At 43.0% G+C, this 14847-nt stretch carries 10 protein-coding genes; 2 read left to right on the top strand and 8 right to left on the bottom strand.

Annotation, left to right across the window (positions count from 1 at the left end):
- Window positions 1–62: 62 nt before the first annotated feature.
- From GDK41_RS01745 to GDK41_RS01735, 3 genes are all read right to left on the bottom strand, one after another.
- Window positions 63–1721: an alkaline phosphatase gene (locus GDK41_RS01745; protein WP_152084793.1), complete on the bottom strand. Its 1659-nt coding sequence runs from the start codon at window positions 1719–1721 to the stop codon at window positions 63–65.
- 222 nt (window positions 1722–1943) lie between these two features.
- A complete protein-coding gene (locus GDK41_RS01740; protein WP_152084792.1) occupies window positions 1944–3149 on the bottom strand; it encodes a cation:proton antiporter in 1206 nt (401 codons plus the stop codon).
- Window positions 3150–3252: 103 nt separating this feature from the next.
- Window positions 3253–4632, bottom strand: coding sequence for a DEAD/DEAH box helicase (locus tag GDK41_RS01735; protein ID WP_152084791.1), 1380 nt, complete (start codon window positions 4630–4632; stop codon window positions 3253–3255).
- 317 nt (window positions 4633–4949) lie between these two features.
- On the opposite strand from GDK41_RS01735, the gene GDK41_RS01730 reads away from it, so the two are divergent.
- Both GDK41_RS01730 and GDK41_RS01725 read left to right on the top strand, forming a co-directional pair.
- A complete protein-coding gene (locus tag GDK41_RS01730) occupies window positions 4950–7496 on the top strand; it encodes an Ig-like domain-containing protein (protein ID WP_152084790.1) in 2547 nt (848 codons plus the stop codon).
- A 149-nt stretch (window positions 7497–7645) separates the two neighbouring features.
- Window positions 7646–8317, top strand: coding sequence for an exo-alpha-sialidase (locus tag GDK41_RS01725; protein WP_232056551.1), 672 nt, complete (start codon window positions 7646–7648; stop codon window positions 8315–8317).
- 72 nt (window positions 8318–8389) lie between these two features.
- Here the strand turns inward: GDK41_RS01725 and GDK41_RS01720 are convergent, their stop codons facing one another.
- The 5 genes from GDK41_RS01720 to GDK41_RS01700 form a co-directional block, all read right to left on the bottom strand.
- The gene (locus GDK41_RS01720; protein WP_152084788.1) at window positions 8390–9793 is read right to left on the bottom strand and encodes an MBL fold metallo-hydrolase RNA specificity domain-containing protein; all 1404 of its coding nucleotides are present in this window, start codon (window positions 9791–9793) and stop codon (window positions 8390–8392) included.
- Between the two features lie 148 nt (window positions 9794–9941).
- Entirely contained in the window at window positions 9942–10616 is a 675-nt protein-coding gene (locus GDK41_RS01715) for an NAD(P)-dependent oxidoreductase (protein ID WP_152084787.1), read from the bottom strand.
- A 234-nt stretch (window positions 10617–10850) separates the two neighbouring features.
- Entirely contained in the window at window positions 10851–11807 is a 957-nt protein-coding gene (locus GDK41_RS01710) for an AraC family transcriptional regulator (protein WP_152084786.1), read from the bottom strand.
- Window positions 11808–12046: 239 nt separating this feature from the next.
- Window positions 12047–12454 carry a Cu(I)-responsive transcriptional regulator gene (gene cueR, locus GDK41_RS01705; protein ID WP_152084785.1) on the bottom strand — a complete coding sequence of 136 codons (408 nt, stop codon included), beginning with the start codon at window positions 12452–12454 and terminating at the stop codon, window positions 12047–12049.
- A gap of 10 nt (window positions 12455–12464) precedes the next feature.
- On the bottom strand, window positions 12465–14831 hold the full coding sequence (locus GDK41_RS01700; RefSeq protein WP_152084784.1) for a heavy metal translocating P-type ATPase: 2367 nt from the start codon (window positions 14829–14831) through the stop codon (window positions 12465–12467).
- Between the last annotated feature and the right edge of the window lie 16 nt (window positions 14832–14847).

Genomic DNA, 14847 nt, shown 5'->3' with positions numbered 1-14847 from the left:
CACCCAAAAGGGTGGCTTTGTTTTTAAGTCTAGGGGTTTTGCTTACTAAATCTTAAACTTTATTATTCTTCGATAAGACCTAATGCTTTCATCATCTTCTTAGAGATATCAACATGGTGCTGCATTGTTGAGAACTGCTTAGTTACGCCTTCAGGACCAAATGCATAGACTGGTACTGGGGCTGCAGTGTGAGTGCCCGTACCCCAAACTACATTTTGCTGAGTGGCAAGAACGCGTCCCACTTTGGCTGTAAAGTCTTCTGTGTCGTACACATAAAAATCTGAGAAGTCATCAAATTTTGGTAATGGGTAGCCAGAACTGTTAAAGCCTTCAACGGCATTTACTTTTGCCGCTTGCTCATAACTAACCGTGTAAGGCGTATACTTTTCAATTGCATCTTTCCATTGTTGATCCGTTGCATTTGAGTAGTCATAATTGCCATTTACTTCACCGATTACATCGTAGAACGTGCCCGCTTGTGAATATAGAGTATCTAAGATCTCTAAACCACCAAAGTTGAACTTAGGCTTGTAATCTTTACCTCTCATACCATCACCAGGTAACGCAACTGGCTCAGGTGTATTATGATTAGAGTAACTAAAACCAAAGCTACCGGTTTCGTGGTCAGCAGTGACAACCACTAGCGTATCATTTCGGTCTTTCACCCATTCATGAACGGCTTCTACTGCTTCATCAAACTTAAGTAGTTCGTTTAGCATCCAACCAGCGTCATTTGCGTGTCCTGCCCAGTCAATTTGGCCGCCTTCAATCATTAAGAAGAAGCCATCTTCATCTTTAGAGAGAATATCAAGCGCTTTTACTGTCATTTCTTTTAATGAAGGCTGTGTACAGCTGTTGTCAGCTTTACATGCTTTGTAAGCTATGCCGTCGGCCATACCTGAATTAGCAAACAAACCTAACACTTTGTTAGAGTCATTGCTTGCTAATTGCGCTTTATCAAATGCCAGAGAATAACCATGTTGTTCTTTAGCTTCTACAACTAGGTTACGGTCATCGCTACGTTTAGACTTTTTATAAACGCTTTCTGGCGCACCTAAGTCGGCCATCACTTTTCTATCAGCTTCATCCGTTTTAATATCCGATGGCATAAATACACGAGCACCACCTGATAACAATACATCAACCATACCACTTTCGATTAACTGTTCAGCAATTTCAGGCTCATACGAACGATGAGGTTGGTGGGCTGCAAATGCCGCTGGCGTTGCATGCGTAATACGTGTATCAGATACTAAGCCGGTTGCTTTGCCTGCTTTTTTCGCTTTTTCTAAAATGGTTTCAACGATATTACCTTGCTCATCTAAACCAATCATTTCAGATCCCGCAGCAAGACCCGTTGCCAACTGAGTAGCAGAACAAGCTGAGTCGGTAACAAGCTTACCACTTGCACCATGTGGTGCATTTAAAGATAGACCTAAATGGCCACCGTTTGCTAACTTAGAAAGCGCTGTTTGATTACCGCGACCATTGTAAGTTGAGTTCGGTGCACGTGTTGCATACTCTTCGAGTAAGCCAACTTGTTGAGGGCCCATACCATCACCGATCATTAAGATCACATTCTTAACTGAAGTTACCGACTTCGCAGGTACTTCTTTGATCACTTCAACTTCTTTAATGACCTCAACCGTTTTTGTGTCGTTGTCATTACATGCGGATAGTAAAACAGCCGATACAGCGACTGCCAGCAACTTTTTATTCATGGTAAATTTCCTGTAACGTGAGCGCTCAGTTGCTAAAATCGCAACTGATTAAGTTGCGGCACAGTTTAGGGACAAAAAATGACTTTTTAATTGCAGTAAAATGACAGTTTGAGTTCAAGCTCTATTCACGGTTAAAGTGAGTGACGATTTTTAGTCTAAGAGTATCAATAGATTAAATGTGAAAATAATGGAGAGGTTATTTTAGTTAGCGAAACTATATAACTATTGTTTAGCTTTCCTATGCTTTTGAAAAAAACGCAACGAAATAGACCGTGTGCTCACTCCGTGCAAAAACACGCTGAGTAAGATGGTGTAAGCGGCAACATGTGCGATCAACTGAGTTCCTTCAATATTTGCCTGTAGTAGCATTAAAGTTAGTATCACCGAGGCTAATCCTTTGGGACCAAACCAAGCTAAAGTGAGTTTACCTTCAATGCTTAGTTGGCTTGGTATTAAACTCAGCAGCACAGGGATAATACGGATCACGCTGGCAGCTAACAGTGCATATAACCATTCGTATAAGTTATCGCTAAAGCTCAAAGTTTGACTGACGACCATGCCAAATAACACCCAGATCAGCAAAGATGCAAAGTCAGCAATATGTTCACTATCTTCAATCAACTCTTCTTTAAAACTGTGTTGGTAAAATCTATCAAATAACAGTCCACTGACAAACACCGCAATAAAGCCACTACCATCAAACGATTCTGTAATTGAAAAGATGGCAATGACAATCCCGATAAATAAGAAGGGGCTGGAGTTTAAGGCAAACATGTGCCTTTTATGGGCTGCTTTAATGGCTGTTATTGACCCAGCGGTAAGTATTGCGGCAACCAGCAACGCAATGCTAACTTCTTTAAAAAATAGCCCTACTAATCCAAACCAGCTCGATTGCGTTTGACCACCCGCAATTGCCAATAGAAATACAAATACGGGAATACATAATCCATCGTTTAAGCCACTTTCTATGTTCACCGCTTCACGTAAATTTGCAGGTGCTTGCTTTTGTGTTATGAACCCTTTACACAAAGCGGCATCGGTCGGACTAATAATAACAGCAAGCAATGCCGCATACAGCCAACTCAGCGTCAATAGCCAATGTGCTAATAAAGTGCCAAGGATCATGGTGATAGGCAGCGCTACTAGTAACATTAATAAAGGCAATTGGTAAGAGTGAAACAGCACGCGTAAACGCGTTTTTGCTGCATCACTAAATAACACAATAGCCAGTGTTAACTCAATGATAGGTAAAACAAAAGTGCTGTCTTGAATTTGAAACTGCCATTCATCTTTGAACCACCAGCCCAGCAAAGCCCCCAATGAAACAAACCAAATAGAGCCCGTCAGCTCAGCCCGTTTGATCTGTCTTACACTAATTGAGTAAATAAAAATCGCTATACCCACACAGGCTAACGCGTAGTCAGTCATGTTGTTCCCTTTGAGAGCGAAAAAAACCGCTGACTAGCAACGGTTTAATCTATATCTCTAGCATGAGACAAATTATTCAATAAGACAATATTCAATGCTCACATTAGGGTGTATTCGCAGGTTTTGGCTTAAAACGACGACGCTTTGGCTTAGCATTGGTTGGATTGTCAATCGCCGCTTTAACACGTTGCTGTTTAACCTTGTTTGCAGAGTTTGGTTTCGCTTTTTTCGCACTGGAAGTTTGTTGGAGCTTACCGTGATCAACAGCTTGATGCTCTTTGCGCACCTTCGGCTTTTTAGGTTTTTTTTGTTTAATTGGACGCGTATCTAGTGCCTTTTCTGGTACTGGGTGTTGCGCTTCAAAACCCGGCTCTTGCGCTCTTGGGATCAAGGCACCAATAAATCGCTCTATACCATATAAATCATCCGCATCATCAATCGTTACAAAAGACACCGCAAACCCATCACTGCCAGCACGCCCTGTTCTACCAATACGATGCACATAATCTTCATACACATTCGGCAAGTCATAGTTAACAACATATGGTAACTCAGCAATATCCAGCCCCCTAGCTACAATATCGGTGGCAACCAGTACTGATATTTCACCCGATTTAAAGCCATTGAGCGCTTTAACCCTCGCCGATTGCGATTTATTACCATGAATCGCTGCACCCGCGATTTTGTCTCTCTCAAGCTGGGTAACTAATCGGTTAGCACCATGCTTTGTACGACAAAACACCAAAACTTGTTGCCACTTTTTACTACGGATCAGGTGGCTCAACAATTTGGTTTTCTTAGCTTTATCAATACCGTAAACACACTGCGTTACTGTTTTAGATGCGGCATTTTTGGGTGTTACCGAGATCTCTATCGGATCAACGATCAAGCCTTTAGCAAGCTCTTGAATTGGTTCTGAAAAAGTAGCTGAGAATAATAAGTTTTGACGCTGCTTGGGCAGTGCTTTAATAATTTTTTTAATGTCATGAATAAAGCCCATATCTAACATACGGTCAGCTTCATCTAATACCAAAGTGGTCAATTGGTTAAATTTAACCGCATTTTGGTTATGCAAATCAAGTAAGCGCCCAGGTGTTGCAATGAGAATATCTACGCCTTTGCGAAGCTGCATCATTTGCGGGTTGATTTTCACCCCTCCATATACCACAGCAGAGCGCAAGCGCGTACCTTGACTGTATGCTTCTACGTTTTCCGCTATTTGCAGAGCGAGCTCTCTTGTTGGCGCTAACACTAAAGCCAAGGCTTGGTTTGCTCGAGGACGCTCATGCGCCAACAATTGCTCAATAATTGGTAATGTAAAGGCAGCTGTTTTACCCGTTCCCGTTTGCGCAGCAGCCATTACATCTCGTCCGCTTAAAACCGCAGGGATCCCTTTTGCTTGGATAGGTGTCGGCTCACTGTAGCCTTTTTCATTAATTGTTTGAACAATAGCGGGAGATAACCCCAAATCAGAAAATGTCATTTAAACTCTCGTGTTGGGGCTTATTATCAACAATAAGATAGGATAACCACAGTGGCATAAGCCCGAGCAAACATTGTTTGTACATTGTTATACTCAGCCAACTGTACTCACTTGATGCGCGTAATAGCCGCCTAGATACAAGCAAGAACTTTAGTATAACAGATAGCTGCTCTATCCCCTATTAACTGCTTTTAATATTGACCATTATGCTCAAACTTTAAACGCATATAACTAAATCACAATTGCTTAACATGCACCTAGGTTATATGCTGAATTTTGCTTTGTGCAAAAATAATACAACTGTAAAGGAAACAATCATGGCATTTTCAAAACGAATAATCTTACCCCATGCCCTGTTAGGGCTATCAGTGTTACCGCTTCATGCGCTGGCATATGATTGTCAGGGGCTAGCAACATGGTCAAATACATTGGTATACACTAAAGGCGATCTAGTCACACAACAAAATACTGCCTTTGAAGCCCAGTGGTGGACACTTAATCAATCTCCAACAAACAACTCAGCCCCTTTTTATGTTTGGAAAAACCTCGGACAATGTGGTGGCAACCAAGCCCCTAACGTGGTGCTTACCAGCCCTGTTGATGGCTCTGTTTTACCCGCAAATGACAGCGCTGTTTTTATCGCCGAAGCATCCGATCCAGATGGACAGGTAGCACAAGTTGAGTTCTTTTTAGATTCACAATCTATCGGTATCGCAAATCAATCTCCCTACCAAATTACTTGGCAAACAGTGGTAGGGCAATATGTCGTCAGCGCAGTGGCAACCGATGACAAAGGGGCTACTAGAACCAGTAAATTGGCGCAGCTTACGATACGCGATGGGATGGAAAACTTACCACCAACAGTTGAGCTACTAAATCCGGCAAACGATGCTCAGTTTAAAAAAGGTGAGACAATACGTATTAGTGCCGATGCAAAAGATGCTGATGGTGAAATAGAGTCTGTCGAGTTTTGGCTTAACAATACTAAGCTTAGCACCGATACCACTGCGCCTTACGAACATGATTGGCTTGCTACTGTTGGCAAGCAGCAACTCAAAGCTATCGCCACCGACGACAAAGGAGCAACCGCAAGCGCACTTGTATCGGTTGATGTAACAGCGCAAAGCTCTGGAGGCTGCGCCAATGTTCCTGCATATCAGGCTGGCGGCAATTATAATGCGGGTGACTTAGTATCTCATCACAATAACAAGTACAGATGCGATATTGGTCCTTGGTGCAGCTCTAGTGCACTTTGGGCTTATGAACCAGGTGTAGGAGAGCACTGGCAAGAAGCTTGGACAGATCAAGGTATTTGCGCCATCGCACCACAAGTGAGCTTTATATCACCAACACCGAACAGCTCCCTATTACAAGGCAATCACTATGAGATTGCTGTTCAAGCGCAAGATGCTGACGGACAAATCAATCAGGTAAGTGTATATGCCAACGACACTTTACTTGCCAGTCTTTCACAAGCACCTTACTCCGTTACTTGGCAAGCACAACAGCTGGGCGCTATCTCGTTAAAAGCAACAGCAACAGACAATGAAGGCAACGTCGCTAGCAGTGCACAAATGGTAACGGTAACAGACAAGCCTTTAGTTGCCTCAATCACCTCCCCAAGTGCGGGCACCCAACTGACTCTCGGCAGCTCAGTGCAAGTCAAAGCAGATGCTGCAGCTTTAGTTGGGCAAGTCACTCAAGTTAGCTTTGCAATCGATGGAGTTGTCGTAGCCACAGACACCACCGCGCCTTATTCAACAACTTATACCCCCGCAAGTTTAGGTATGAAAACACTTGTCGCTACAGCCAAAGATAACTTGGGTAATGAGGCGCAAAGCGAGGGAGTGAGTATAAAAGTGATAGATAAGCCTCTTGGCAAAACCCATAAACTCATCGGCTACTGGCATAACTTTGTCAATCCAGCTGGCTGCCCGATCCCATTAAATCAAATTTCTGATGCCTGGGATATTATTGATATTGCCTTTGCCGACAACGATAGAAACTCTAACGGCACAGTTCATTTCAATTTGTTTGAAAAAGATATTCACTCAAATTGCCCACCCGTTGATCCTGTGCAATTTAAGCAAGATATGCAGAACCTACAGGCACAAGGTAAAGTGTTTGTACTTAGCCTTGGTGGCGCAGAAGGCACTATCACACTTAACACTGATAGTGATGAAGCCAATTTTGTGGCAAGCCTAACCGATATCATCAATGAATGGGGTTTTGACGGTTTAGACATTGACCTAGAAAGCGGCTCCAACCTCGTACATGGCTCGCAAATTCAAGCCAGACTACCTCGTGCACTAAAACAAATTGAGCAAAATGTAGGTGGCGATATGGTGCTAACCATGGCACCGGAGCACCCTTACGTGCACGGCGGAATGATCGCCTACTCAGGTATTTGGGGCGCATATATTCCTCTGATCAATGAGCTTCGAGAGACCTTAGATTTACTCCACGTACAACTGTATAACAATGGGGGATTACCCAATCCATATGAACCAGGCAGTGCGCCTGAAGGCTCTGTAAATATGATGGTAGCCCATGCCAAAATGCTCGTTGAAGGCTTTGACTTAGCCGACGGCTCTCGTTTTATGCCGTTACGCGATGATCAAGTAGCGATTGGTTTACCTTCAGGGCCTCAATCAGCTAATTCAGGTCAAGCGCCGATTGGTAATATTACAGCAGCGCTGGATTGCCTAATAAACGCCACCAACTGTTCATCGATTGTACCAAATAAGCGTTACCCTAACTTTGGTGGTGTTATGACTTGGTCTATCAACTGGGATAAATACGATGGTTATAACTTCTCTAAGCCGATTGGGGAGAAACTAACACAGCTTAATCAACAAAACTAACTTTACACTCATTGTGGCTTGGCAATTTTTGCCAAGCCAATTTCTGTTAAAATAAGTTACTTATAAGTACACTCAAAAGACATCGTTCGACAGAACTTTTAAAATAGGTAAACCCTGTTGTTCATGTTGTGAATGGGCAAATATGGGTGATGCTAAAAAAAGGGCATAGCCCCTATGATTGGCAAGGATATGTTGTAATATCCCGTGACTTCACACGCTGGTCCAAGCCCTGCAGGCTGCCCGGTAATTTGATAGGACCAACTAAACACGCTCCGTTATGGTTAAACAGTGATTGGTTACTACTACCATCGAGTACTGAAAAAGGCCCTAGCAGAATTACGATTGAAAAGCTCAATGTGAACACAGGAGAAACCCAGCTCGTCAACGTTAACCACACAGCAGCCAAAATAACTGAGCATTTTTTGCAACCGGCTTTGATAAAATACCCCAATAACGAAATACACGGCTATTGCAGAAGCAATTTGGCTAATCTGTATCATTTTAAAAGCACCGATAACGGCAACTCCTTCAGTTCTCTATATAGAACCGATATACCAAACCCTAATTCCGCATTTGCTTTGCTTCGTGCGATTAATACTGAGGGTTATTACATGGCAATCAACCCTTCGCACCAAAATAGAAAAAAGCTTTGGGTTATTTTTATCAACTGGGCGGGTGAAAAACGCATTATTCATGAAGAACCAAACACCGACAATGATGATTTAGCCTATCCCGCTCTTGCTATGCTCAACGATGGCAGCTTGCTGTTGTGCTATTCTGTCAACCAGCAAACTCTGCGCTTTTCGACCATACACTTATGACCAAAGCCCAGCAAAGTCTTACTGTGTAGTTACGATTATAACTCAGCACAATACACCTGTATTTACGACCCATCAAAACTCAATCGTATCACCAAGCACCGGGATCTCTGCCTGTATGTTATGCATTTGCTCAAGTTTATCCGCAAGCGCTTCTAATGCATCTGGTTCACCATGTACAAGCACAACTTTAGGATTCGTCTTAAAGTGACTCACCCAGTCAATTAATGCCGCCTGACCAGCATGCGCTGAGAAACCATTTAGCGTTTCAATACTCGCTTTGACGATAATATCTTCGCCAAACAATTTAACGTGCTGAGCCCCATCAACCAATATTCTCCCCAGCGTACCATTGGCTTGATAGCCCACAAAAATAATCGTGTTACGGCTATCCCAAATGCGGTGCTTAAAGTGATGCGTGATACGCCCTCCTGTACACATGCCACTGCCAGCAATAACTAACGCTCCTTTGCTAATTTTATTGATGGCCATCGAGTCTTCAGCATCAACCATCAAGTGCAACGTGGATAAAAAATTCTTCAACAGGGTTTGTTCACCTGTACACAACTTTTTGACTCCCTCGCAATCTAATGTCGGTAGCCACTGGTCATAGACAGACGTGACCTCTATAGCCATAGGACTATCAAGAAAAACCTGCCAATTATCCAGCTCTCCTGCCTGCTGTAATTTTCCCAAATAAAGTAGCAATTCCTGAGTGCGACCCACAGCAAACGCCGGGATCATCACATTGCCTCCTCTGGCGAAGGCGTTACTCAAAATTTCTTGCAGTTGTCTTTGTGTATCACCTAAAGTTTTATGCTCACGATCTCCATACGTACCTTCCATCAACACGATGTCTGCGTCTTCCAAAAGTGTGGGGTCATTCATCAATAACGTATCGGTATTACCCAAGTCTCCAGAAAACACTAACTTTTTCTGCTTTGCTTCATCATTCAATATTAGCTCTACAATGGCAGAGCCGAGTATGTGTCCCGCATCGTAGAAACACACTAACGCACCATTACCAATGCTTTTGTGTTGTTTATATGGAAGTGGCTTAAGGCAGTCTAAAACTTTTAATACATCAGCTTTACTATACTGAGCGTCGATATCAGCTAGCCCCTTACGAGCTCGCTTTCGGTTTTCTCTTCGTAAATCGTTTTCATATAAACTCAGTGCATCGAATAGCATAATAGGCAGTAGCTGCGCGGTCGCCTCAGTACAATAAATCGGGCCGGAAAATCCCTCATGTACCAAGCAAGGCAACCTACCACAATGGTCTAGATGAGCATGCGATAAAATAACCATGTCTATACTCAGCGGATTAAAAGAAAACTGCTCACGAGAAATCAACCGCTTCGCTCTCATCCCTTGATGCATGCCACAATCTAGCAATACATCACCCAGTGATACGGAGCTAACTAAATGGCATGATCCTGTTACTTCTTGCGCAGCCCCATGAAATGTAATTGTTGGCATTTATCCACTCACTTTTAATTGCTAGGTAACCCCTAAGATTAAGTAAGTGTAGTTAGAAAAATGAGGAACCGTTGAAACTAGCAATTTATACACTACGCTCATATGCTGAGTAACAACTAAATGGCTCGTTATTATCAACAACCGTAGTTTAGGTTTCTGGCAAGGCTGAGAGCGTATATGTCTCATTAATCGTGGCATTATCGTTTACTAACAAAGCGTTAAATTTTCCTACCAACGTACGCGACACCGACCACTGCCCTACTTCATAGTTAGACGATGAAAAAAGCCGTTCATGGTAATTATCATCATCCGTTAAGTGCACAGGCTGAACAATCGTCCAATCTAACTGGCTTTCTCTCACGTATGAATCTTGCAATTCAGTGTCATCAACTTGCGGTTTTAAGATCCAGTCAAAAAACAACTTATCTAATAAACGCAGTTTATTTTTGCTCGGGCCTGAGCCATATGTGGTTTGCACAATTAAGCGCTTTACTCCTAACGACTTCATCACTTGAATAACCTTTTTGGTCCCCTGACTGCGAATGTTTAAAGGTGTTTTTTGAGCACCAAATAAACGCACACCAATAGGGTTTTGCGAAATCCCCAGCGTAATAATGACTGCATCTTGCCCTGCAATAGCAACTCGCAGCGGCGCTTCGTCTAGCGCAGAACCATCGACAGCTTTAATAGGGGATTTAAAAGTTTTTGATGCATTGCGTGACATGGCCGTCACTGTATAGCCAAGCTTAACAAGCGCTTGAACTGTGTTATATCCAGAACCACCCGTTGCACCAATAACAACGACATTATTGACTTCTCTCATCTTAACTCTCCACCGTATTTGTATAAATCCAGTATGAAGATGTTTTTATGCCAAGGTTTTGCAGAGCGTTCTAAGATTGATGCAGATAGTACAATTGCTGGTTACGCTGAGGGAGTAAACGATAACAACACACAAAAGCACATAGTTTAATAAGCACACCCGAGATGTATGTGCGTTGAAAAAATCATTCTTCAATACCTTGGACAGGTAGTCTTATATGCTTTTTTGCCAAGTTTACGCTTTGCGAACTTCTCCAGGGGTTTTCCCTGTAACTTTTTTAAAAGCTCTAGAAAACGAAGCTTCAGACTGATAGCCCGTATCAAGCGCGATACAAAGCACGGTATCTTTACTCATTTGCAATCTTGAGTAGGCCAGTGACATCCGCCATTCAGTCAAGTAATCCATCGGTGTATTGCCCACTAGTCGCTTAAACTGAACGGCAAAGCTGGTTCTTGACATTGCGACCTCACAAGCAAGCTCTTCTAAAGACCAATGCTTATCTGGCTTCTCATGGATAAGCTTTAGGGCTTTCCCTACACGTTCATCTTCCAGTGCACTAAGCCACCCGAGCTTGTCGTCACTGAGCTCTGTTAAGTATTGTCGCATTGCTGCAATCACCAAAATATCGGCTAAACGTGCAATAACCGCCTCGGCACCCACTGAGATATTTTGTGTTTCAGTTTTAAGCAGCTCACTAATACTTTTTACCATATTCAGTGACTCGTCGGCATTAGAATCGATGCGAATAAAAGAAGGTAATATGCCAAGCAATTTAATTGCTAAAGGATGCTCAAACAGCATAGCACCACAAATAAGCTTACTACGCGCTCCTGCTCCCCCAAAATTAAGTGTTTCATAACGTGCGGTCAGATTCTGAATAGGTAGCTCAGCAAGTGGCTTTACCAACGTACATGTTCCATCTGAAAGAATATGCCCCTCACCTTTAGGAAAAAGCACAAAATCACCTTCATTTAACTGAAAATGACTATCTCCCACCTCAAAATGCGCGCAACCCTCTACGATAAGATGAAACATCATGCAATTCGGCATACACGGCATACCGACCGCCCACGGGCGAGTAAAGGTAGAGTTGGTAAAAAACGCACTTTCCATGCGCAAAGAGTGAAGCAGTTTACCGATTGGACTGTCGTCTATCCTTGTCGACGTACGTTTTTTATAATCAAAGTTCACTATGCTTTGCCTTTATAAATGCCTTATTCACATAATATCTGATGTGCAATAAAGCCTCAATTACAGTCTAAATTGACAGTAAAATAGTAGGTCAAGTTTAAAAACAAACCAAGCACTGCTCAGTGTTTATAACAAGATGGCTATCATTAAGTAAACTACTGATAAAATACGATACAGATGAAGTTATTCGCTTCATCTGTATGCATATAAGCTAGCTAATCTTAAAGCCGAGCTCGAGTTTAAAGATGAGACTCGGCTAGCTGTTCAAGAATACTGCATTGAGGATTGGTATCACCTTTACAGCTTTGAGCTAACTCAGTTAGCACTTGCTGCATATGCTGTAACTGAGTAATCTTGTTTTCTATCTCTTCAAGGTGCGACTGCGCCAACTGCTTAACAACTCGGCTTTCTCTGTCTGGGTTTTGCCACAACTCAAGTAGTGATTGAATATCTGAAAGCGAAAACCCGAGGTTGCGCGCTCGTTTAATAAACCTTAATTGATTTAACTGCTCGCTATTATACAAGCGATAGCCACTTGCAGTTCTTGGGGACTTTCTGATCAAGCCTGACTTTTCATAGTTGCGGATCATTTTCGCTGTTAAGCCACTCAATTTAGCGGCTTCACCGATAGTTAATAGAGTATCCATATAGCTAGTCCTATAACGACATTCTTTGCAGCCGCAAAGCATTAGTAATAACAAGCACGCTACTACAAGCCATTGCAGCTCCCGCTAGAATTGGATTTAAGTATCCAAGAGCAGCCAAAGGTATGCCAACAGTGTTAAATGCAAACGCCCAGAATAAGTTCTGTTTGATATTTTGATAAGTTGCATTGGCAAGCTTCAACGAAGAGGATACTAATGCAGGATTACCTCTCATTAATGTGATAGCTGATGCATTCACTGCCACTTCAGTCCCGGTTGCCATTGCTATGCCTAAATCTGACTGCGCTAGTGCTGGCGCATCATTTATACCGTCACCAACCATCGCCACTTTATATCCTTTAGCCTGATAAGCTTCAATCGCTGCGGCTTTCCCCTGGGGCAGAACTTCCGCATCGTAATTATCTAGGCCCAACTGCTTAGCGACATACTCAGCGCTTGCATGAGAGTCACCCGTTATCATTGCCACCTTTATGCCATCACGTTGAAGGCTTTGAACTGCACGTAGCGCGTTCGTTTTTGGTTTATCAGAAAAGCATAACAACCCAAGTAACTCAGCCCCTTCCTCTTTCATCTCAGCTAGCCATGATATTGAAGCTCCCTCGACCTCTATCAGTTCCGTTGGCAATTCCAAATCAAGTTGCTTCATCCATTTACTTGACCCCATGATAATGGTGCGGCCATTTAAATCCCCGCTAACACCACTCCCAGCAATCACTTTGAAATTTACTACATCATTCAATCTCACTTTATTTTCCTGAGCAAAATTGACAATAGCTTGAGACAAAGGGTGCTCACTGTGTTCAGACAATGCATAGGCTAACTCTAACAAATCAGCTTCACTGCCTTTCACAGCTTTACTTTGTATTAATACCGGCTTGCCCTCTGTAAGCGTTCCTGTTTTATCAAACACGACGTAGTCAATGTGCGTTGCACTTTCCAAAGCAACAGCGTCTTTAACCAAAATCCCGTGTCGAGCTGCCGTGCCCGTGCCAGCCATTATGGCAGCAGGTGTAGCTAAACCAAGCGCACATGGACACGCTATTACCAACACGGCAACTGCGTAAACAATACCTTGCGACCATTGGTTAAATATGCCGCCCCACACAAGTACGGTTAATAGCGCAAACAACAACACAGCAGGAACAAAGAAACTACTTATTTTGTCTACTAAAGCTTGAACCGGGGCCTTTGCTCCTTGCGCCTGCTCTACTAAGCGGATAATTTTTGATAATGTTGATTCAGAACCCACCGCTGACGCTTCAACTTCTAGTACCCCATCCAAGTTCACAGATCCGCCAGTCACCTTATCGCCTTTGGATTTATTTAGGGGGATACTTTCTCCACTGATCAACGCTTCGTCAACATTGCTATTGCCGTTTATTACAACACCATCTGAAGGAACGCGCTCGCCAGGACGGATCTTAACGACATCTCCTTTTTGTAATTCAGAGGCTGACAATGTTTGCCATTGTCCATTGCGCTTAACCGTCGCTGACGTTGGTTTTAAATTTTCAAGGGCCTGTAATGCACTCGTTGTCTTTTTTTTAGCTCTTTTTTCAAGAAATTTACCCAGCAATACCAGTGTTAAAACTGCAGCGCTGCTTTCAAAGTATAGGTGAGGTGAGCCATGCTCCCCATCAAAGGTAAGCCATAAGTAAAGAGATAGGCCATAGGCGGCACTGGTTCCTATAGACACCAAGAGATCCATATTACCAGTAAACGCCTTCAGTGCGTGCCAACCAGCCTTATAAAAACGAGCACCAAAATAAAATTGCACAGGTGTGGCTAAAATCCATTGCCAAACTGGTGCCAACATCCAGTCTTTACCAAATAACATTGCGAACATAGGTAGCGCGAGCGGTAAAGTTAACACTGCTGCGCCTATAACCGACCAGCTGTCTCTATGATAAAAAGCCGTGCTGTTCGCTTGCTCTGCAGATTTTTCAGTATTGCTTTTTATAACCAGTTCGTATCCCGCGCTTTTAACTACTTGCTGTAGATCACCATCAGTTACTTTTGGCGAGACTGCGACAGTGACTTGCTCAGATGCCAAATTGACAGTGGCAGATAGTACACCTTCAAGCGCATTTAAACTTTTCTCTACTCGACCACTACACGATGCACATGTCATCCCCTTGACCTTGAACTGCTTAGTTACAAAGTCTAGTTGATACCCTGCTGCGTTAACCGCATCGCTTACCGCTGTGATGTTTAAATCACCTGAAATAGACACCGTGTCAGATGCCAAGTTAACATTCGCACTATCGATGCCCGATACTGCCATGACCGCTTTTTCGACTCTTTTTGCACATGAAGCACACGTCATCCCCTTCACGGGTAAGTCTACCGTTGTTGTCATTATAGAATCTCCTCTA

Source organism: Pseudoalteromonas sp. A25 (assembly GCF_009176705.1).
Taxonomy (GTDB): Bacteria; Pseudomonadota; Gammaproteobacteria; order Enterobacterales; family Alteromonadaceae; genus Pseudoalteromonas.
This window is presented reverse-complemented; position numbering and strand designations above follow the sequence as displayed.

Coding starts and splice junctions, on each gene's coding strand:
- GDK41_RS01715 (WP_152084787.1), bottom strand. CDS start 10,616: ATGAGAGAAGTCAATAATGTCGTTGTTATTGGTGCAACGGGTGGTTCT.
- GDK41_RS01740 (WP_152084792.1), bottom strand. CDS start 3,149: ATGACTGACTACGCGTTAGCCTGTGTGGGTATAGCGATTTTTATTTAC.
- GDK41_RS01735 (WP_152084791.1), bottom strand. CDS start 4,632: ATGACATTTTCTGATTTGGGGTTATCTCCCGCTATTGTTCAAACAATT.
- GDK41_RS01745 (WP_152084793.1), bottom strand. CDS start 1,721: ATGAATAAAAAGTTGCTGGCAGTCGCTGTATCGGCTGTTTTACTATCC.
- GDK41_RS01720 (WP_152084788.1), bottom strand. CDS start 9,793: ATGCCAACAATTACATTTCATGGGGCTGCGCAAGAAGTAACAGGATCA.
- GDK41_RS01700 (WP_152084784.1), bottom strand. CDS start 14,831: ATGACAACAACGGTAGACTTACCCGTGAAGGGGATGACGTGTGCTTCA.
- GDK41_RS01725 (WP_232056551.1), top strand. CDS start 7,646: ATGCTAAAAAAAGGGCATAGCCCCTATGATTGGCAAGGATATGTTGTA.
- GDK41_RS01730 (WP_152084790.1), top strand. CDS start 4,950: ATGGCATTTTCAAAACGAATAATCTTACCCCATGCCCTGTTAGGGCTA.
- cueR (WP_152084785.1), bottom strand. CDS start 12,454: ATGGATACTCTATTAACTATCGGTGAAGCCGCTAAATTGAGTGGCTTA.